Source organism: Streptomyces griseorubiginosus (genome assembly GCF_001514195.1).
GTDB lineage: Bacteria > Actinomycetota > Actinomycetes > Streptomycetales > Streptomycetaceae > Streptomyces > Streptomyces griseorubiginosus.
Map to the genome: position 1 here is coordinate 251,608 of NZ_KQ948735.1, position 19,432 is coordinate 271,039.

Here is a 19,432-nt window from a genome sequence, read left to right on the forward strand (position 1 = left end):
CTCTGAATCCAGATCGTTACTTGAGGTTTCCTTGAGGTTCCATTGTCAGGTCCCTCGTTTCCTTGCCTGACACCCGGGGCTGCTGCCCCGAAACAGCCGTGTCACACTCGTTCCATGCGCGTGTATCTCGGCTCCGACCATGCGGGCTTCGAACTCAAGAACCACCTCGTCGACTGGCTCAAGGCGGCCGGCCACGACCCCGTCGACTGCGGGCCCCACATCTATGACGCCCAGGACGACTATCCGCCGTTCTGCCTGCGCGCCGCCGAGCGCACGGCCGCCGACCCGGACGCCCTCGGCGTCGTGATCGGCGGCTCCGGCAACGGCGAGCAGATCGCGGCGAACAAGGTCAAGGGCGTCCGCGCCTCGCTCGCCTGGAGCGAGGAGACCGCGTCGCTGGGCCGCCAGCACAACAACGCCAACGTGGTCGCCGTGGGTGCCCGGATGCACACGCAGGAGGAGGCGACGAAGTTCGTCGAGACCTTCCTCGCGACCCCGTTCTCCGGCGACGAACGCCACCAGCGCCGCATCGACATGCTGTCGAACTACGAGACGACGGGCGACCTGCCGGAGATCCCGGCACACCACCCGCAGCAGTAGCAATTCAGCCCCTCCGGCGTTTGAGGTAGTACTTCAGCCCCTCCGGCGTTTGAGGAGCGGGGGTGCGGGGGCTGGCCCCCGCGACGGGGGTCGAAGGGGGCGGCGCCCCCTGGAGGACGGGACGGGTAGGGGCGGCGGGGGCGAGAAAATCCCACCCGCACCCCACCCGCAGACGAACAAGGAGCACCGTGCCCGAGGGCCACACGATCCACCGCCTGGCCCAGGACTACGCCGCCGCCTTCCAGGGCACGAAACCCCTCGTCACCAGCCCCCAGGGCAAGTTCTCCGACGCCGCCGAACTCCTCACCGGCTCAGAGCTCACCCGCACCGAGGCCCACGGCAAGCACCTGTTCCTCGGCTTCCGAGCCACCGACTGGATCCACATCCACCTCGGCCTCTTCGGCAAGGTCACCTTCGGCGGGGCCCCCGCGCCCCCGCCCACCGACACCGTCCGCCTCCGCCTCGCGAACAGCACGGCGTACGTGGACCTCCGCGGCCCCACGACCTGCGCCCTGATCACCCCCGCCGAGAAGCAGGCGATACACGACCGCCTCGGCCCCGACCCCCTCCGCGCGGACACCGACGCCGACCCGCAGGCGGCGTACCGACGGATCTCCCGCAGCCGTACGACGATCGCCGCGCTCCTGATGGACCAGAAGGTCGTCGCCGGCGTCGGCAACGTCTACCGTGCCGAGGTCCTCTTCCGGCACCGCATCGACCCCTACCGCGCGGGCAAGGACATCGCCCCCGTCGAGTGGGACGCGATCTGGACCGACCTGGTCGGTCTCATGCGCGAGGGTGTCCGGAACAACCGCATCGACACCGTCCGCCCCGAGCACACCCCGGAGGCGATGGGCCGCCCGCCGCGCGTCGACGACCACGGCGGCGAGGTCTACGTGTACCGCAGGGCCAACCTGCCCTGTCATGTCTGTGGCGGCGAGATCCGCACCGCCGATCTCGCCGCCCGCAACCTGTTCTGGTGCCCGAACTGTCAGAAACCCTGACAACTCCGGCGGCAGCGTCTCGGAAGCCGCGCGGCGCCCAGGGGGCCACAACGTCTCAGAAACCGTGAGGCAGCCAGGGCGCCACAGGTCTCAGAAACCGTGGGGCGGCCAGGGCGCCACAGGTCTCAGAAACCGTGGGGCGGCCAGGGCCGCAGGTCTCAGAAGCCGTGCGGCAGCCAGGGCGCCACGACCGACCCGAACCCCACCGACGCCTCCGCAAGGGCCCCCTGCCGAAGCTCCCGCACCAGCCCGGCCCCGGCCAGCGAGGCGAGGCTCACCCCGCCGAGGTAGGCCGCCCCCAACTCCCGTACGGACAGCGCGAGATCGGCCGGATCCGTCGTACGCGTGCACGACGCGCCCTTGGCGTCCCCGCTGAGCCGCCAACGCCCCGCGTTCCAGGGGCAGAAGGCGTCCTCGACCTCCAACACCACGTCCACCGGCGTCTGGTAGGTCCGCGCCTCCAGCGCCGCCCCGACGTCCACCAGACGTACGTGCAGCGCGTCCCGCACCAGCGGCGAGCAGCGCCGGATGTCCGAGACGAGGTACTGCCAGGCCTCGTCCACCGGCCGCCGTCGGATGTCGATCCGCGAGGTCAGGTCGAGGTCGAACAGGAACCGCCACAGCGCGCCGTGTCCGGCCGGGTCCAGCGCCTCCAGGTCGGAGACGACCACGGTGCCCTTCGGCCCCGTCGCGTCCCAGTCCGCCTTGACCCGGTACCGGACGAACCCCACGACCTCCCCGTCCCGCTCCGCGACCACGCACTGGAGCGGCGAGGCGCCGTCGCGCGTGCTCTCCGGGTCAAGGAGCCACAGCCGCTCCCAGCCGGGGATCCGGGCGATCATCCCGGGCCGCCGCGACACCAGCCGGGCGTACACCGCCTCGCACGCGTCGAGCACCTCGGCAGGCGCCGCGTACCGCAGCCGTACGTCCTCCGTGCCGGGCGGCACCGACAGGCGGACCCGGGCGGTGTCGATGTCGGCGTTGAGCTGGTAGGTGCCGACGCCGTAGCCGAACCGGCCGTAGATCACCGGCTCGGAGGCGGTCAGCACGGCCAGCGGTTCGCCCCAGGAGCGCACGTCGTCCAGCTGGCGCCGCATCATGGAGGTCAGCACCCCGCGCCGCCGGTGCGTGGCCGCCACGCTCACCATGGTCACGCCCGCGGCGGGCACCGAGGCGCCGCCCGGCACGGTCAGCCGGAAGCTGAACGCCCCCGCCGTCCCCACGCACCGGCCGTCGTCCCAGACGCCGATGGAGCGGTCGATCTCGGTGAGTTCACGGAACGTCTCCCGTTCCTCGGCAGGCTCCGGGATCCCGCCGAAGGCGCGGAGCAGGTTGTCGTACCACTCGTCCCAGTCGTCCCGCCGAAGCACCCGCAAGTCAGTCCCCATGTCCCATGACTACCAGGGCCGCGCGGGCAGGAGCGAGGGAATTTCGGCTTGGTTGCGGCGCGGCGGCCTCCGGTGAAGTTCACTGTGAAGTTGAACCACCGACGGGGGACAAGTGGGACCTCCCGTGCCAAGCAGCCGGTTCGATGGATAGGGTCCCGAACTAATGGCAGGACGAGAGCGGCGCGCGGAAGCCGAGACGTTCACGGCCCGGTTGAGGATGCAGTGGCACCGGGCCCGCGTCGGGCTGCGCAGAAGCGCCGTGGACTACTTCCGCGGCGACGGCTCGGACTGGGTCGCGCTCGCCGGTCTGCTCCTGACCGTGCCCCTGATCGCGTCCGTCACGCTCATGAACTCCGTGTGGTGCTCCCCGGCTGCACTGGTCCTGCCGATCGTCGCGGGCGGCCTGCTGCTGCGCCCGGCGAGCCTGCTGGGCCTGTACGCGGCGGCGGCGACCGCGCTGATCGTGGAGTCGGTGCAGCTCGGGCCGTACACCGAGGGGCCGTCCCGGGTCACGCCCGGTGTGGTCCTGGTCGTGGCCGCCTGCGGTTCCTTCGGTCTGCTCATCGCCCAGTTCCGCAGCCGGGTCGGGGTGCCCTGGCGGCGCGGCGGCACCATGCTGTTCGACCTGCGCGAACGCATCCGGGTGCAGAGCAAGTTGCCGACGCTGCCGCAGGGTTGGCACCGCGAGATGGCGCTGCGGCCCGCGGGCGGCCAGTCGTTCTCCGGCGACTTCGTGGTCGCGGCCCGGACCAACGGCGGCCGGACCCTGGAGGTCGTCCTGACCGACGTGTCCGGGAAGGGCATGGACGCGGGATCGCGCGCCCTGCTGCTGTCGGGCGCCTTCGGCGGACTGCTGGGCTCCCTGCCCCCGCACGCCTTCCTGCCCGCCGCCAACGGCTATCTGCTCCGCCAGGACTGGGACGAGGGCTTCGCGACCTCGATCCACCTGGTCCTCGACCTCGACTCCGGCGACTACGAGCTCTACTCGGCCGGCCACCCGCCGGGCCTCCAGCTCAGCGCGGGCAGCGGGCGCTGGGAGGAGAAGGCCGCGGAAGGGCCCCTCCTCGGCGTGTACGACGGCGCCCAGTTCGACCCCGTGAAGGGTTCGCTGCGCCCCGGCGACGTCCTGATGCTGTTCACCGACGGCCTGGTGGAGACGTCCGACCGGGACATCGTGGAGGGAATCGACCGTCTTACCGGGGAGGCCGACCGGTATGTGGCGGGCGGTTTCCACGGCGCCGCCTGGCATCTGATCGAGGCGGTGGCGAAGGACGTGAACGACGACCGGGCCCTGCTGCTGATCTCCCGAGAGGGACCGACGGCAGCGGGGGGGCCGCGGTAGGGCTGGGGCGGCGGGGGTTCTTGGGTTCTGGCGGGTTCCTCGCGCTCCCTGGTTCCGGCACACCCTGGTGTTTCCCCGCGCTCCCTGGTTTTCCGGCGCACCCGGGTTTCCCCCGCGCTCCCGGGTTTCCCGGCGCACCCGGGTTTCCCCGTGCTCCCGGGTTTCCTCGCGCCTCGGGGTGGGTTTCCTGGTGCCCCGGATGGGATTCCTCGTGCCTCGATGGGCTGCCTCGCGCCACGAGGTGGGTTCCTCGCGCCCCCCGGTGTGGTGGGACCGCCCCAGCACGCCGGGAGACGGCGCCGGGCGCGGGGAGGGGAGCGCGGCAGGGCGACGCGTGTACTACAACTCCCGCCGCACCCCTGGGGATTCGGCGCAGCTCTCCTCGCCGCCGGGCGCGCCCATCGTGCCGTGCCTCCCCGTCGCCCCCCTCCCCGTCGCCCCCTCCCCGTCGTCGTTCTCCCCGCCCCCGCGGCCCCGCGCCGGGCCACACTGGACGGGTGAACCGACTGACGCTCGCCGAAGTAGAGGACACCGCCCGCGCCGCCCACGCCGGCCAGACCGACAAGGCGGGGCGGCCGTACGCCGAACACCTCCGGGCCGTCGCCGAGGGCGTGCGCGCGCGGGGCGGTGACGACGAGCAGATCGCGGCGGCCTGGCTGCACGACTCCGTCGAGGACGACGCCCTCTCCGCGCGCTGGCTGGAGGAGGCCGCCCTGAGCCGTCGTACCAAGGACATCGTGCTCGCCGTCACCAAGCGGGCCGGAGAGCCGCCGGAGGCGTACGCCGGGCGCATCCTCACGACGCCGGGCGCGCTGCTGGTGAAGGAGTCCGACCTGGCCCACAACGCGGACCCGGCCCGCCTCGCCGTCCTCGACGAGGACACAAGGAGGCGACTGACCGAGAAGTACGCACGGATGCGCACGCTCCTCGGTCTGAGCGGCGAGGAATCGGACTAGGCGCCTCCTCGGTCCGGCCGGGAGTTCGACTGAGTGGCCCTCCTCGGTCCGGCCGGGACTCCGGGCAAGCGGCCCCGCTCGGTCTGGTCCGGGACTCCGCCCAAGTGGCCGTCCTCGGTCTGTCCGGCCCGGGCAAGGCGGCCGTGCTCGGTTTGTCCGGCCCCGGGAAGGCGGCCGTCCTCGGTTTGTCCGGCCCCGGGAAGGCGGCCATCCCCGGTCCGCCCGGCCCCGCCCAAGCGGCCGTTCCCGGTCCAGTCCGGCCCCGGCAAGGCGGCCATTCCCCGTCCACCCGGCCCGGCCCAAGCGGCAAGCCCCGGTCCAGTCCGGCCACGGCCCCGGCCAAGCGCCCTCCCCGGTCCAGCCCGGGGCTCCGGCTAGGCGTCGACACTCTCCCGCGGTGCCGCCCGCTGCTCGGGTACCCGTGTGACCTCGGCCGCCTCCCGCCGGAACGCCCAGTTCATGTCGGGCTCCATCACGCACCGGAAGACCCGGCGCACCGGCGCGGTGCACAGGAGGGTGACGGCGACGGCGGCGAGGGCGCTCACGAAAAGCTCGCCGGCCGGCCGGTGCAGCCAGCCGTGGTCGAACCAGCCCGCGAAACCGGCGCCCTTGATCAGGAAGCCGTGCAGCAGATAGCCGTACAGCGTCCCGGCGCCGAGCGTGGTGAACCACATGCCGCGGCCCGGCACCCAGGCGAAGAAGCAGGCCGTCAGCAGCAGCGAACTGCCGAACATGGCCAGCACCATGAGCGGCCCCGTCCACCAGGGCGCGCCCATCTCCTGCGCGGCGTTGCGGTGGTAGAACCACTCGGTGTTCATCCGGGGCACCGCCCACCAGCCGACGGCGAGCGCGGCCGCGAACACCGGCACCGCGGCGATCCGCACCGAGCGCCTGCGCACCATCCGGAAGTGCTCCGGCTTCATGACCAGGCCCAGCACGAAGTACGGCAGGAACTGGAGCACCCGCTGGAGGTCCAGGTCGTCACCGATGTCCGGGGTCACGGAGGCGAGCATCGCGATGGCGAGCGCGAGCGGCAGCGGCCACCGCACCAGCTTCCAGATCGGCGTGGTCAGCCGCCAGACGAACAGCGCCACCAGGAACCAGGTCAGGAACCACGGGTCCAGGAGGCTGATCTCCATGCCGGGGTCGTGGTCGGCGTAGCGCTTGAAGAGGGAGTACGCCGTCTCGAAGACGATGTACGGCACCGCCACACCGGTGACGAGCCGCTTCAGCCGGTCCGGGCGCATGTCGAAACCGCGCGAGAAGAACCCGGAGATGACGATGAACGCCGGCATGTGGAACGAGTACACGACCGTGTACACGCCCTCCAGGATCCGGCTGTCGCCTTCGAGCGGCTCCCAGGAGTGCGCGACGGCCACCAGGACGATCGCCAGGTACTTGGCGTTGTCGAAGAAGGCGTCGCGTTGCTTGGCGGCTTGAGACATCTGAGGGACCCTAGCCCCCGCTGTGTGTTTCCGTGAAACCGGCTGTTTGATCGCCCGTTGTTCACTTCTGAGGCGATGTCAACGCGCCTGCATTGTCTTGATTAATCCCTCTCAAATGCCCCATAACCCTGCCTGTCGCACTCATGTGCCGGTCCCTTGGATTCCTTGCGAACGGGATGTGCGGACACGGCGGTTGCGGACCGAAAGGAACCGGCCAGGGGGTGCGGTGCGTGTATCGGCATGGCCAAACGTTGCCTCACCGGCCGCATATGCGGACCGCGTTGGTGGCACGATGGTTCTGGCGGGGGTCGCGGGGGTCGCGTCCCCGGGCCGGGAAGCGGACCGACCGAGGGTGTGATCAGTTGTGGCCATTTCGCTGTCAGTGGTGCTGCTGTTGGGGATCATCCTGGTGGTGTTGATGCGGGGAGGCTCCATCAAGGCCGGCCCCGCCATAGTCGCGGTGCTCTTCGGCTTCTTCCTGGCCTCGACCGGCATGGCCGACGACATCCAACGCTTCCTGGACTCGATAGCGGACACCATCAACTCGATCCAGTTCTAGACACGCCACAGGCCGCCGGCCCGGACCCTCGGAAGGGTCCGGGCCGGCGGCCTGATCAGAGCGGGCGACGGGAATCGAACCCGCGTAGCTAGTTTGGAAGACTAGGGCTCTACCATTGAGCTACGCCCGCACAGCACACGCCAGAGATCGCTCCCCGGCGGCACGCAAGCATCGTAGCGGGTCGTCACGCCTCGTCGCACATCCCTTCCGGTCAGGCCTCCACATCCCCTTCCGGTCAAGCCCCGCGCAACCTCTCCGGTCGAGCGCCGCGCATCCCCTCCGGTCGGGCCCGTACATCCCTTCCGTCCGCCCGCCCGTCGGCCGCGCCCCACGAACCACTCCTCCGCCGCGCTCGCGAAATGCGGTAACCCCGCTGCCTGCGGCCATGTACCCTACGTGTCGCACCAGACGGGGTGTGGCGCAGCTTGGTAGCGCGTCCGCTTTGGGAGCGGAAGGCCGTGGGTTCAAATCCCGCCACCCCGACCACCTGCGCGATCACCGCGCGCGCACGCTTCAGTGATCGCCTTTGGGGCGTGTCGCCGCTGCCGTTACTATGCAAGCTGCACGCCCGTGTGTCTCTCCTACTAGAAGTCCTCCGGGCGGCTATCCGCCGGAGCCGTTCTGGCCCCGGCAGAATCCGAGAAGTCAGCCACAAGGAGACCGAACCGTGAAGAGCGCCGTGGAGACCCTGAACCCGACTCGGGTTCGGCTCAGCATCGAGGTGCCCTTCGAGGAGCTCAAGGACAGCCTCGACGCGGCGTACAAGAAGATCAACCAGCAGGTCACGGTGAAGGGCTTCCGGAAGGGCAAGATCCCGGCGCGCGTCATCGACCAGCGGTTCGGCCGCGGTGCCGTGCTGGAGGAGGCCGTCAACGACGCGCTTCCGAAGTTCTACACCGAGGCGGTCAACGAGGCCGAGATCGACGTCCTGGGCCAGCCCGAGGTCGACATCACCGAGCTGAAGGACGGCGAGACGCTGAACTTCACCGCCGAGGTCGACGTCCGCCCGACCATCGAGATCCCGGACTACTCCGGCATCGAGGTCGAGGTCGACGCGGTCGAGGTCACCGACGAGGACATCGAGAAGTCGGTCGAGCAGCTCCGTGAGCGCTTCGCCTCGACCTCCCCGGTCGAGCGGGCCGCCGAGGACGGCGACGTCGTCACCATCGACCTGGAGGCCAAGGTCGACGGCGAGGTGCTGGAGGACGGCGTCGCGAGCGGCGTCTCCTACACCATCGGCTCCGGCGAGCTCCTCGACGGCATCGACGACGCCGTGAAGGGCCTGGAGGCCGGTGGCGAGGCCACCTTCACCTCCGAGCTCAAGGGCGGCTCCGCGGCCGGCAAGGAGGCCGAGGTCACCGTCAAGGTCACCCAGGTCGCCGCCCGCGAACTGCCCGCGCTGGACGACGAGTTCGCGCAGCTCGCCTCCGAGTTCGACACCCTGGAGGAGCTGAAGGCGGACAGCCGCAAGCGCCTCGAGAACATGAAGCAGTACGACCAGGCCACCCAGGCCCAGGAGCGCGTCCTGGAGAAGCTCCTGGAGCTCGTCGAGGTGCCCGTCCCCGAGAAGCTCCTCGAGGACGAGATCAACACCCGCAAGCACAACCTGGAGCACCACCAGCTCGGCCAGATGGGCCTCGACCTCGAGAAGTACCTCGAGATCCAGGGCAAGACCGCCGAGGAGTTCGACACCGAGACCAAGGACGCCGCGGTCAAGGGCATCAAGACGCAGTTCGTCCTCGACGAGCTCGTCAAGCGCGAGAAGCTGAACGTCAACCAGGAGGAGCTCACCGAGCACCTCATGCGCCGTGCGGCTTCCTCCGGCATGTCCCCCGACCAGTTCGCCCAGGCGGTCGTCGAGGGCGGCCAGGTTCCGCTGCTCGTCGGCGAGGTCGCCCGCGGCAAGGCCCTGGCCGTGGTGGTCGAGGCCGCCACCGTCAAGGACACCAACGGCGAGGTCATCGACCTGGACGACGACGAGGACGAGACGGCCGAGACCGTCCAGGCCGCTTCCGAGGAGACCCCGGCCGAGGACACCGCCGAGGACAAGACCGAGGCCTGATCGCCTACGGCGCCTCGAAGGACGCACGACGGGCCCTGGGAGCATCCGCACCCAGGGCCCGTCGGCCTACCCGCCGTGGTCTCTACGCCCCCGGCGAACAGCCCTCCATCCGGGATTCCCCGAAGGGACCAGCGCGTTAGGGTCCCTTGATAGGGAAACGTAAGACGGCCCGGCGCCGTCGTAAGACGAGCAGGTGGATACGTGACGAATCTGATGCCCTCCGCCGCCGGCGAGCCTTCCATCGGCGGTGGCCTCGGCGACCATGTCTACAACCGGCTGCTCAACGAGCGGATCATCTTCCTCGGCCAGCCGGTCGACGACGACATCGCGAACAAGATCACCGCACAGCTGCTGCTCCTTGCCGCTGACCCGGAAAAGGACATCTACCTCTACATCAACAGCCCCGGCGGATCGATCACCGCGGGCATGGCGATCTACGACACCATGCAGTACATCAAGAACGACGTGGTGACCATCGCCATGGGCCTCGCGGCCTCCATGGGCCAGTTCCTGCTCAGCGCGGGTACGCCGGGCAAGCGCTTCGCGCTGCCGAACGCCGAGATCCTGATCCACCAGCCGTCCGCCGGCCTCGCCGGTTCGGCCTCGGACATCAAGATCCACGCCGAGCGGCTGCTGCACACCAAGAAGCGCATGGCCGAGCTCACCTCGCAGCACACCGGCCAGACGATCGAGCAGATCACCCGCGACTCGGACCGCGACCGCTGGTTCGACGCCTTCGAGGCCAAGGACTACGGCCTCATCGACGACGTGATCGCCACGGCCGCCGGCATGCCGGGCGGCGGCGGCACCGGGGCCTGAGCCCCATGCGGGACCTGAGCCCCCCGCGGGGGCCCGGACGCCCCCGCACAGCCCCCAGCCGACCGTCACAGCCCCTAGGAGACAGACAGTGAACGACTTCCCCGGCAGCGGCCTCTACGCCCGCACCGAGGCCGAGTACACCGGCCCGCGGGCCGAGTCCCGGTACGTGATCCCCCGCTTCGTCGAGCGCACCTCGCAGGGCATCCGCGAGTACGACCCGTACGCGAAGCTCTTCGAGGAGCGCGTGATCTTCCTCGGCGTGCAGATCGACGACGCCTCCGCCAACGACGTCATGGCGCAGCTGCTGTGCCTGGAGTCGATGGACCCCGACCGGGACATCTCGGTCTACATCAACAGCCCCGGCGGCTCCTTCACGGCGCTCACCGCGATCTACGACACCATGCAGTTCGTGAAGCCGGACATCCAGACGGTCTGCATGGGCCAGGCGGCCTCCGCCGCCGCGATCCTGCTGGCCGCCGGTACGCCGGGCAAGCGCATGGCGCTGCCCAACGCGCGCGTGCTGATCCACCAGCCCTACAGCGAGACCGGCCGCGGTCAGGTCTCCGACCTGGAGATCGCCGCCAACGAGATCCTCCGGATGCGCGCGCAGCTGGAGGAGATGCTGGCCAAGCACTCCACCACGCCGATCGAGAAGATCCGCGAGGACATCGAGCGCGACAAGATCCTCACGGCCGAGGACGCGCTCGCGTACGGCCTGGTCGACCAGATCATCTCCACCCGGAAGATGAACAACGCCGCTGTCCGCTAGGCGGACCCCGTAGGATATGCCGCCCCTTGGCACCGTGCACGTCGAAGTGAACCCTGCCAAGGGGGGCCCGAACGGGGGGCCCGGCAAGGTACCGTCGGACATAAGGCAGCACCAGGAGCCGCTGGACCTAGGCGTCTCCCAGGCGAAGGGGAAGCACACCGTGGCACGCATCGGTGACGGCGGCGATCTGCTCAAGTGCTCGTTCTGCGGCAAGAGCCAGAAGCAGGTCAAGAAGCTCATCGCAGGGCCTGGTGTGTACATCTGCGACGAGTGCATCGATCTCTGCAACGAGATCATCGAGGAGGAGCTCGCCGAGACGAGCGAGGTGCGCTGGGAGGAACTCCCCAAGCCCCGCGAGATCTACGAGTTCCTCGAGGGCTATGTGGTGGGCCAGGAAGCGGCCAAGAAGGCGCTCTCCGTGGCGGTGTACAACCACTACAAGCGCGTCCAGGCCGGCGAGAACGGCGGCGCGAGCGGCCGTGACGACGCGATCGAGCTCGCCAAGTCCAACATCCTCCTGCTGGGCCCCACGGGCTCCGGCAAGACGCTGCTGGCCCAGACCCTGGCCCGCATGCTGAACGTCCCGTTCGCCATCGCGGACGCCACCGCGCTCACCGAGGCGGGCTACGTCGGCGAGGACGTCGAGAACATCCTGCTGAAGCTGATCCAGGCGGCCGACTACGACGTCAAGAAGGCCGAGACCGGGATCATCTACATCGACGAGATCGACAAGGTCGCGCGGAAGAGTGAAAACCCGTCGATCACGCGCGACGTGAGCGGTGAGGGCGTGCAGCAGGCCCTGCTGAAGATCCTGGAGGGCACCACCGCCTCCGTGCCGCCGCAGGGCGGACGCAAGCACCCGCACCAGGAGTTCATCCAGATCGACACGACGAACGTCCTGTTCATCGTGGGCGGTGCCTTCGCCGGCCTGGAGAAGCTCATCGAGTCCCGCGCGGGCGCCAAGGGCATCGGCTTCGGGGCCACGATCCGCTCCAAGCGCGAGCTGGAGGCCAAGGACCAGTTCGAGGACGTCATGCCCGAGGACCTGGTCAAGTTCGGCATGATCCCCGAGTTCATCGGCCGCCTCCCCGTCATCACCTCGGTCCACAACCTGGACCGCGAGGCCCTCCTCCAGATCCTGGTCGAGCCGCGCAACGCGCTGGTCAAGCAGTACCAGCGGCTCTTCGAACTCGACGGCGTGGAGCTGGACTTCGAGCGCGAGGCGCTGGAGGCCATCGCCGACCAGGCCATCCTGCGCCAGACCGGCGCCCGCGGCCTGCGCGCCATCATGGAGGAAGTCCTCCAGGGCGTGATGTATGAGATCCCGTCCCGCAAGGACGTGGCCCGTGTCGTCATCACCGCGGACGTCGTCCACTCCAACGTCAACCCGACGCTCATCCCGAGGGACGCCCGCGGGCGGGGTTCGGGCGAGCAGAAGACGGCCTAGCCGCTGTTCTCACCCTGAGGGCACTCGACGATCTGGTCGGGTGCCCTTTGGCGTACTTCCTGAGACGATCTTTGCCTGGATCTAGCCACTGGACGTCGTACGCCTTGTGTCATGGGCAATTTCTTGATCTCGTGCCTGCCGTCGGGGTGACCGCCCTACGACTCAAAAAACGGAGGGACGAGACATGAGGATGAAGCGAGCTCTTGCGGCCGCAGGTGTGACGGTGGCGGCAATGGTGGTGCCGCTCACCGTGGCGGCACCGGCACAGGCCAGCGCGGCGGATTGCCGGAACTACCTGGCGAGCCAGGGGTACATCGTCGGTCCGAAGGTCAAGGAGGCTTGTGCACAGACCGGGATCACCGGTTACCAGGGCTGTGTACAGAGGCTTCTGAACATAGGCGTCCGATCCGAGCACGCGCTCATCGCATGCAGCAAACGTTGATCTCGCATCCGGTCAGCTGACACAAGGGGTCCCGGTCGGCTACCGCCCGGGACCCCTTCGCCTGTGGTGTGTACGTCAGGCTTTGACACGAACGTCGTTGCGGAGCTTTGCCGTCAGGGCGGCCGCGTCCTCCATGGAGGTGCTCTTCCCCTCCGCCAGGCCGGCGATGTCGAACGACAGCACATAGGTGACGGTGCTGTGGTCGGCCCAGATGCAGAACGGCATCGTCACGGTCTGTCCGGACTGGGTCGTCTTGATCTCCTGGCACTTCATGACGCCGTTCTCGAAACCGGCGGGCGTGAACTTCTTCGGACTGCCGACGAGTTCGCCGCCGTCGGAGCTCTTCGACGCTTCCGACTCGGTCTGGGCGAACATCGCGTCGATGACCTTCTCCGGGTCGTCGATGGTGCCGTACACACCGGCGAACGTGAGGTTCTTCGAGGCCAGGCCCGAGCCCGCGGTGTAACTCGCGCTGACGTCCTTGGGGTTGTCCACGCCCCACGACTCCGCGTCCTGAATGTCGTCGTCGGTCATTCCTCCGGCCCCGGCGTCGGAGCCCTTCTTGTACTCCCCGTCGAGGACCGTCGCCGGCGCGGTGAGCTTGTGCGCGCCGTCGTCCGCGATGTCCGAGCCGCCGCTGCCGCTGCCGCCGATCACGAGGTACGCGCCGACCGCGATCGCGGCCACGACCGCCACCGCGCCGAGGGCGATGCCGATCTTCTTGCCGTTGCCGCCGCCGGGCGGCGGGGGCTGGGGGACACCGTAAGAGGCCTGGCCGTAGGGCGGCTGCTGCCCATAAGGGGCCTGCTGCCCGTACTGCGGCTGCTGACCGTAGGGGGCCTGGGGCTGGCCGTACGGCGGGGTCTGCGGTGCGGCACCGCCCTGCTGCGGCTGCTGCGGGTATCCGTACCCGGGCTGCGGCGGGGTCTGCGGCTGCTGCGGGGGGTAGCCGTAGCCGGGCTGGGGCGCCTGCGGCGGCTGGCCGTAGGGGCCCGGCTGGCCGTACGGCCCGGGCTGCGGCGGCTGCCCCGGCTGCTGGGGCTGCCCGTACGGGCCCGGCTGGTCGTAGCTCATCTCTGGGTTCCCCTCCAGATGCTTATGTGTTCCTCACATCCTGGCCCAGACCACGTCGGCGCAGGCCATCGGGGGCCCCACCGTTACAGAACAAACGCGTTTCGGGACACGCCCGGGACACCCCTAAACTGACCCCGTGACCGAGAACGCTCAGCAGCAGCCCACAGCGCCCCACACCGAACTGCCGACCCAGTACGCGCCGGCCGATGTAGAGGGGACGCTGTACGAGCGCTGGGTAGAGCGTGGTTACTTCGCCGCCGACGCGAAGAGCGACAAGCCGCCGTACACCATCGTCATCCCGCCGCCGAACGTCACCGGCAGCCTGCACCTCGGGCACGCCTTCCAGCACACCCTCATGGACGCCCTCACGCGCCGCAAGCGCATGCAGGGCTACGAGGCGCTGTGGCTGCCCGGCATGGACCACGCCGGTATCGCCACCCAGAACAAGGTCGAGCAGCAGCTCGCCGAGGAGGGCAAGTCCCGGCACGACCTGGGGCGCGAGGAGTTCGTCGAGCGCGTCTGGCAGTGGAAGGAGGAGTACGGCGGCCGGATCCTCGGCCAGATGCGCCGGCTCGGTGACGGCGTCGACTGGGACCGCGAGCGGTTCACCATGGACGAGGGCCTCTCCAAGGCCGTCCTCACCATCTTCAAGCGCCTGTACGAAGACGAGCTGATCTACCGCGCCGAGCGCATCATCAACTGGTGTCCGCGCTGTCTGACGGCCATCTCGGACATCGAGGTGGAATACCAGGAGGACGCGGGCGAGTTGGTCTCCATCCGCTACGGCGAGGGCGAGGACAGCCTGGTCGTCGCGACCACCCGCGCGGAGACGATGCTCGGTGACACCGCCGTCGCCGTCCACCCCGACGACGAGCGCTACCGGCACCTCATCGGCAAGCAGATCAAGCTCCCGCTGACCGACCGCACCATCCCGGTCGTCGCCGACACCCACGTCGACCCCGAGTTCGGCACCGGCGCGGTCAAGGTGACCCCGGCGCACGACCCGAACGACTTCGAGATCGGCCGCCGTCACGACCTGCCGTCCCTGACGATCATGGACGAGCACGGTGTGATCACCGTCCACGGCCCGTTCCTCGGCCTGGACCGCTTCGAGGCGCGCTCGGCCGTCGTCGGCGCCCTCAAGGAGCAGGGCCGCATCGTCGCCGAGAAGCGCCCCTACATGCACTCCGTCGGCCACTGCTCGCGCTGCAAGACCACCGTCGAGCCGCGCCTGTCGATGCAGTGGTGGGTCAAGGTCGGCCCGCTCGCCAAGGCCGCCGGCGACGCGGTCCGCGACGGCCGGGTGAAGATCCACCCCGAGGACATGTCGAAGCGCTACTTCGACTGGGTCGACAACATGCACGACTGGTGCATCTCGCGCCAGCTGTGGTGGGGCCACCGCATCCCGATCTGGTACGGCCCCGACGGCGAGGTCGTCTGCGTCGGACCGGACGAGGAGCCGCCCGGCACCGAGGCCGAGGGCTGGACCCAGGACTCCGACGTCCTGGACACCTGGTTCTCCTCCGGCCTGTGGCCCTTCTCCACCCTGGGCTGGCCCGAACAGACCGAGGACCTGCGGAAGTTCTACCCGACCGACGTCCTGCTCACCGGTCACGACATCATCTTCTTCTGGGTCGCCCGGATGATGATGTTCGGCCTCTACGCCATGGACGGCCAGGCCCCCTTCCACACCATCGCGCTGACCGGCCTGGTCCGCGACGAGTTCGGCAAGAAGATGTCGAAGTCGAACCCCAACGCGGTCGACCCGCTGGTCTGGATGGACGCCTACGGTTCCGACGCCGTCCGCTTCACCCTCGCCAACGGCGCCAACCCGGGCGCGGACGTGCCGATCGGCGAGGACTGGGTCAAGGCCTCCCGGAACTTCACCAACAAGATCTGGAACGCCACCCGCTTCGCCCTCATGAACGGCGCCACCATCGAGGGCCCGCTCCCGGACGCCTCCGAGATGTCGGCGACGGACCGCTGGATCCTCTCCCGCCTGAACACCACGGTCGCCCAGGTCGACGCCTTCTACGACGACTACCAGTTCGCCAAACTGGCCGACGCGCTCTACCACTTCGCGTGGGACGAGGTCTTCGACTGGTACGTCGAGCTGTCCAAGACCACGTTCTTCGCGGGCGGCGAGCCGGCCAAGGTCTCCGGCCGGGTCCTCGGCGAGGTCCTGGACGTGATGCTGCGCCTGCTCCACCCCGTCATCCCGTTCGTCACGGACGCCCTGTGGACCACCCTGACCGGCGGCGAGTCCCTCGTGATTGGCGAGTGGCCGGCCGACAGCGGCTTCCGCGACCAGGCCGCCGAGCAGGAGATCGAGCTGGTCCAGCGGGTCATCACCGAGGTCCGCCGCTTCCGCAAGGACCAGGGCCTCAAGGACGGCCAGAAGGTCCCGGCCCGCCTGGACCTGACCGGCACCGCCCTCGCCCCCCACGAGGCCGCCATCCGCCAGCTCCTGCGCCTCCAGCCGGAGGGCGAGGGCTTCGCGGCCACGGCCACCCTCCCGGTCGCCGGTGCCACGGTCGCGCTCGACCTCTCGGGCACGATCGACGTGGCGGCCGAGCGCAAGCGCCTCGCGAAGGACCTGGCGGCGGCGGAGAAGGAGCGCCAGCAGGCCGAGGCCAAGCTGGGCAACGAGGCGTTCCTGGCGAAGGCTCCGGACAACGTGGTGGACAAGATCCGCGGCCGCCTGGCCAAGGCGGACGAGGACATCAAGAGGATCCAGGAGCAACTGGACAGGCTTCCGCAAGCTTGAGCTACCCAGGGGCGCGGGGAACTGCGCGACCAGCCACAACGTTCCCCGCGCCCGCCAACGGCGACCGGCCACCCCACTCCGAAGGCACTCTGTCAGTCGGCCTCCGTAGACTGGGCCCCGTGAGTGAGACCGACCCCTTCGACGAGATCGTCGCCGCCGAGACCGACCGGGACCCCGACCTCGCGGTCATCGAGGCCGGCAGCCGCACCCTGCGCACCCAGGGCGCCCCGCCGGAGGCAGACGTCCCCGCGCGCCCCGAGGACCCCGAGGTCGACAAGGCCCTGCGTGAGGTCGAGGCGGACCTGGCCACCCGCTGGGGCGAGACCAAGCTGGAGCCGAGCGTCAGCCGTATCGCCGCCCTGATGGACCTCCTCGGCGAGCCGCAGCGGTCGTACCCCTCGATCCACATCACCGGCACCAACGGCAAGACCTCCACCGCCCGCATGATCGAGGCCCTTCTCGGCGCCTTCGAGCTGCGCACGGGCCGCTACACCAGCCCCCACGTCCAGTCGATCACCGAGCGGATCAGCCTGGACGGCGCCCCGATCTCCGCCGAGCGGTTCATCGAGACGTACCAGGACATCAAGCCGTACGTCGAGATGGTCGACGCCGCGCAGGAGTACCGGCTGTCCTTCTTCGAGGTGCTGACCGGCATGGCGTACGCCGCCTTCGCGGACGCCCCCGTGGACGTGGCCGTCGTCGAGGTCGGCATGGGCGGCTCCTGGGACGCGACCAACGTCATCGACGGCGATGTCGCGGTCGTGACCCCCATCGACCTGGACCACACCGACCGGCTCGGCGAGACCCCCGGGGAGATCGCCGTCGAGAAGGCCGGGATCATCAAGCAGGACGCGACCGTCATCCTGGCCCAGCAGCCGGTCGACGCGGCGCAGGTGCTGCTGAAGAAGGCCGTGGAGGTCGACGCGACCGTCGCGCGCGAGGGCCTGGAGTTCGGGGTCGTGTCCCGGCAGGTCGCCGTCGGCGGCCAGCTGCTGACCCTGCGGGGCCTGGGCGGCGAGTACGAAGAGGTCTACCTCCCGCTGCACGGCCCCTACCAGGCGCACAACGCGGCCGTGGCCCTCGCCGCCGTCGAGGCGTTCTTCGGTGTCGGCGCCCAGCGCCCCGACCCCCTCGACATCGACACCGTCCGCAAGGCGTTCGCCGCGGTGTCCTCGCCGGGCCGCCTCGAGGTCGTACGGCGGTCCCCGACCGTCGTCCTGGACGCCGCCCACAACCCCGCGGGCGCCCGTGCCACCGCGGAGGCGGTGGGTGAGGCCTTCGACTTCAGCCGGCTGATCGGCGTGGTCGGCGCGAGCGGGGAGAAGGACGTGCGGGGGCTCCTGGAGGCCTTCGAGCCGATCTTCGCCGAGATCGTCGTCACCCAGAACTCCAGCCACCGCGCCATGGACGCCGACGAGCTCGCCGCGATCGCCGTCGAGGTGTTCGGCGAGGAGCGGGTCCAGGTCGAGCCGCGGCTGCCGGACGCCCTGGAGGAGGCGATCACGCTGGCCGAGGAGGACGGCGAGTTCGCGGGCGGCGGTGTGCTCGTCACCGGGTCGGTCATCACGGTCGGCGAGGCCCGGCTGCTGCTCGGAAGGGGCTGAGCCGCGCCATGCGTACGCTCTGTGCATCGACCCTGATCGGCGAGTTCTTCGTCATCGGCTTCGCCGGACTGGTCGCGATGAAGGACCCGGATCTCGCGACCTCCACGGTGTGGACGGTCAGCGGCATCGCCATGTTCCTGTGCCTGGCACTGTGCGGGATGGTCACCCGGCCCGGCGGCATCGCCCTCGGCTGGGCCCTCCAGATCGCCCTGATCGCCTCGGGCTTCGTCCTGCCGGCCATGTTCGTCATGGGCGTGCTGTTCGCGCTGCTGTGGTGGGCCTCCGTCCACTACGGCCGGAAGATCGACGAGGCGAAGGCGCGGTTCGCGGCCCAGGCGGCGCAGGCCGACCCCTCTACACCTGACGCTGTGTGACCGGCGAGCCGACACGCCCTGTAATCTCGTCCCACCGCACATGTCAGCAGCCAAGGAGTCCCTCGTGAGCCAGCGCACCCTCGTCCTCCTCAAGCCCGACGCCGTCCGTCGTGGCCTGACCGGCGAGATCATCAGCCGTATCGAGCGCAAGGCCGGCTGGACGATCACGGCGCTGGAGCTGCGGACCCTCGACCAGGACACGCTGGAGCAGCACTACGGCGAGCACAAGGGCAAGCCCTTCTACGAGCCGCTGGTGGAGTTCATGGCCTCCGGTCCGGTCGTCGCGCTGATCGTCGAGGGCGAGCGGGTCATCGAGGGCGTACGCCAGCTGGCCGGCCCGACCGACCCGATCGCCGCCGCGCCCGGCTCCATCCGGGGCGACTTCGGTGTGATCGTCCGGGAGAACCTGATCCACGCGAGTGACTCCGTCGAGTCGGCCGAGCGTGAGGTGAAGGTGTTCTTCCCGGACCGCGCGTAGCCTCCGGAGCGCCGTCGCGGGCCGCGGGGCCGTCCTGGCTCGTCGCGCAGTTCCCCGCGCCCCTTAGGGAGTTTCGGTGGATGTTTCTGACTATGCGTCAGCTCGACCTCTCCTCTGACCTGGGACGGCCGATCTTTTTCGGCCGTCCTTCGGCATATGCGTGCCGATCGGGGGAACGAGTGGCCCTTATGGACCGTCTCCACAAGCGGGGCGGCTCCACATCTGCTGACAATGGCGAAGACCCTCGCGCAGTGTTCGTGCAGGCGCGTCTACCATGGAAGCCTTCACGTCACAGCACCCAC

The 19,432-nt window shown here is 69.6% G+C and carries 17 protein-coding genes and 2 tRNA genes; 15 read left to right on the forward strand and 4 right to left on the reverse strand.

The window, feature by feature from the left end; genetic code table 11:
- The first annotated feature begins 114 nt into the window (after positions 1-114).
- Together AQJ54_RS07710 and AQJ54_RS07715 are read left to right on the forward strand one after the other, a co-directional pair.
- Positions 115-600: a ribose-5-phosphate isomerase gene (locus AQJ54_RS07710; protein ID WP_062235364.1), complete on the forward strand. Its 486-nt coding sequence runs from the start codon at positions 115-117 to the stop codon at positions 598-600.
- A 188-nt stretch (positions 601-788) separates the two neighbouring features.
- Positions 789-1,604 carry an Fpg/Nei family DNA glycosylase gene (locus tag AQJ54_RS07715; RefSeq protein WP_062235367.1) on the forward strand — a complete coding sequence of 272 codons (816 nt, stop codon included), beginning with the start codon at positions 789-791 and terminating at the stop codon, positions 1,602-1,604.
- A gap of 158 nt (positions 1,605-1,762) precedes the next feature.
- On the opposite strand, the gene AQJ54_RS07720 is transcribed toward AQJ54_RS07715, so the two are convergent.
- Positions 1,763-2,992, reverse strand: coding sequence for a GNAT family N-acetyltransferase (locus tag AQJ54_RS07720; protein WP_062235370.1), 1,230 nt, complete (start codon positions 2,990-2,992; stop codon positions 1,763-1,765).
- Between the two features lie 163 nt (positions 2,993-3,155).
- Here AQJ54_RS07720 and AQJ54_RS07725 point away from each other — a divergent pair, with 163 nt between their 5' ends.
- The gene (locus AQJ54_RS07725; protein WP_079069780.1) at positions 3,156-4,334 is read left to right on the forward strand and encodes a PP2C family protein-serine/threonine phosphatase; all 1,179 of its coding nucleotides are present in this window, start codon (positions 3,156-3,158) and stop codon (positions 4,332-4,334) included.
- Positions 4,335-4,831: 497 nt separating this feature from the next.
- Positions 4,832-5,290: an HD domain-containing protein gene (locus AQJ54_RS07730; RefSeq protein ID WP_062235375.1), complete on the forward strand. Its 459-nt coding sequence runs from the start codon at positions 4,832-4,834 to the stop codon at positions 5,288-5,290.
- Positions 5,291-5,664: 374 nt separating this feature from the next.
- Here AQJ54_RS07730 and AQJ54_RS07735 read toward each other — a convergent pair whose 3' ends face one another.
- Complete coding sequence (locus tag AQJ54_RS07735) at positions 5,665-6,735, reverse strand: acyltransferase family protein (protein ID WP_062235378.1); 1,071 nt, start codon at positions 6,733-6,735, stop codon at positions 5,665-5,667.
- A gap of 364 nt (positions 6,736-7,099) precedes the next feature.
- On the opposite strand from AQJ54_RS07735, the gene AQJ54_RS07740 reads away from it, so the two are divergent.
- The gene (locus tag AQJ54_RS07740; RefSeq protein WP_020136157.1) at positions 7,100-7,294 is read left to right on the forward strand and encodes a hypothetical protein; all 195 of its coding nucleotides are present in this window, start codon (positions 7,100-7,102) and stop codon (positions 7,292-7,294) included.
- A gap of 59 nt (positions 7,295-7,353) precedes the next feature.
- Here AQJ54_RS07740 and AQJ54_RS07745 read toward each other — a convergent pair.
- A tRNA-Gly gene (locus tag AQJ54_RS07745) sits at positions 7,354-7,424 on the reverse strand.
- Positions 7,425-7,703: 279 nt separating this feature from the next.
- Between AQJ54_RS07745 and AQJ54_RS07750 the strand changes: the two genes are divergently transcribed.
- The 6 genes from AQJ54_RS07750 to AQJ54_RS45590 all read left to right on the forward strand — a co-directional run bounded on the left by AQJ54_RS07750 (position 7,704) and on the right by AQJ54_RS45590 (position 12,833).
- A tRNA-Pro gene (locus AQJ54_RS07750) sits at positions 7,704-7,780 on the forward strand.
- Between the two features lie 181 nt (positions 7,781-7,961).
- Positions 7,962-9,356: a trigger factor gene (tig, locus tag AQJ54_RS07755; RefSeq protein WP_062235380.1), complete on the forward strand. Its 1,395-nt coding sequence runs from the start codon at positions 7,962-7,964 to the stop codon at positions 9,354-9,356.
- Positions 9,357-9,569: 213 nt separating this feature from the next.
- Positions 9,570-10,175: an ATP-dependent Clp protease proteolytic subunit gene (locus AQJ54_RS07760; protein WP_062027562.1), complete on the forward strand. Its 606-nt coding sequence runs from the start codon at positions 9,570-9,572 to the stop codon at positions 10,173-10,175.
- A gap of 88 nt (positions 10,176-10,263) precedes the next feature.
- Positions 10,264-10,944 carry an ATP-dependent Clp protease proteolytic subunit gene (locus tag AQJ54_RS07765; protein WP_062027564.1) on the forward strand — a complete coding sequence of 227 codons (681 nt, stop codon included), beginning with the start codon at positions 10,264-10,266 and terminating at the stop codon, positions 10,942-10,944.
- A 160-nt stretch (positions 10,945-11,104) separates the two neighbouring features.
- On the forward strand, positions 11,105-12,391 hold the full coding sequence (clpX, locus tag AQJ54_RS07770; protein ID WP_062027566.1) for an ATP-dependent Clp protease ATP-binding subunit ClpX: 1,287 nt from the start codon (positions 11,105-11,107) through the stop codon (positions 12,389-12,391).
- A 184-nt stretch (positions 12,392-12,575) separates the two neighbouring features.
- Positions 12,576-12,833, forward strand: coding sequence for a hypothetical protein (locus AQJ54_RS45590; protein ID WP_159055510.1), 258 nt, complete (start codon positions 12,576-12,578; stop codon positions 12,831-12,833).
- 75 nt (positions 12,834-12,908) lie between these two features.
- Here the strand turns inward: AQJ54_RS45590 and AQJ54_RS07775 are convergent, their stop codons facing one another.
- A complete protein-coding gene (locus AQJ54_RS07775; protein ID WP_062235383.1) occupies positions 12,909-13,907 on the reverse strand; it encodes a hypothetical protein in 999 nt (332 codons plus the stop codon).
- Positions 13,908-14,043: 136 nt separating this feature from the next.
- Between AQJ54_RS07775 and AQJ54_RS07780 the strand changes: the two genes are divergently transcribed.
- The 4 genes from AQJ54_RS07780 (at position 14,044) to ndk (ending at position 19,130) form a co-directional block, all read left to right on the forward strand.
- Positions 14,044-16,674 (forward strand): valine--tRNA ligase, encoded by a 2,631-nt coding sequence (locus tag AQJ54_RS07780; protein WP_062235386.1) that lies wholly within the window; start codon positions 14,044-14,046, stop codon positions 16,672-16,674.
- Positions 16,675-16,793: 119 nt separating this feature from the next.
- Positions 16,794-18,278 carry a bifunctional tetrahydrofolate synthase/dihydrofolate synthase gene (folC, locus tag AQJ54_RS07785; RefSeq protein ID WP_062027577.1) on the forward strand — a complete coding sequence of 495 codons (1,485 nt, stop codon included), beginning with the start codon at positions 16,794-16,796 and terminating at the stop codon, positions 18,276-18,278.
- Positions 18,279-18,286: 8 nt separating this feature from the next.
- The gene (locus AQJ54_RS07790) at positions 18,287-18,652 is read left to right on the forward strand and encodes a DUF4233 domain-containing protein (RefSeq protein WP_030314566.1); all 366 of its coding nucleotides are present in this window, start codon (positions 18,287-18,289) and stop codon (positions 18,650-18,652) included.
- Positions 18,653-18,716: 64 nt separating this feature from the next.
- Positions 18,717-19,130 (forward strand): nucleoside-diphosphate kinase, encoded by a 414-nt coding sequence (ndk, locus tag AQJ54_RS07795; RefSeq protein ID WP_062027578.1) that lies wholly within the window; start codon positions 18,717-18,719, stop codon positions 19,128-19,130.
- The last annotated feature ends 302 nt before the right edge of the window (positions 19,131-19,432 follow it).

Bases quoted from the DNA above. Each gene is read 5' to 3' on its own strand.
- AQJ54_RS07710 (WP_062235364.1), top strand. From the start codon at position 115: ATGCGCGTGTATCTCGGCTCCGACCATGCGGGCTTCGAACTCAAGAAC.
- AQJ54_RS07720 (WP_062235370.1), bottom strand. From the start codon at position 2,992: ATGGGGACTGACTTGCGGGTGCTTCGGCGGGACGACTGGGACGAGTGG.
- AQJ54_RS07725 (WP_079069780.1), top strand. From the start codon at position 3,156: ATGGCAGGACGAGAGCGGCGCGCGGAAGCCGAGACGTTCACGGCCCGG.
- AQJ54_RS07735 (WP_062235378.1), bottom strand. From the start codon at position 6,735: ATGTCTCAAGCCGCCAAGCAACGCGACGCCTTCTTCGACAACGCCAAG.
- AQJ54_RS07760 (WP_062027562.1), top strand. From the start codon at position 9,570: ATGCCCTCCGCCGCCGGCGAGCCTTCCATCGGCGGTGGCCTCGGCGAC.
- AQJ54_RS45590 (WP_159055510.1), top strand. From the start codon at position 12,576: ATGAGGATGAAGCGAGCTCTTGCGGCCGCAGGTGTGACGGTGGCGGCA.
- AQJ54_RS07775 (WP_062235383.1), bottom strand. From the start codon at position 13,907: ATGAGCTACGACCAGCCGGGCCCGTACGGGCAGCCCCAGCAGCCGGGG.
- AQJ54_RS07790 (WP_030314566.1), top strand. From the start codon at position 18,287: ATGCGTACGCTCTGTGCATCGACCCTGATCGGCGAGTTCTTCGTCATC.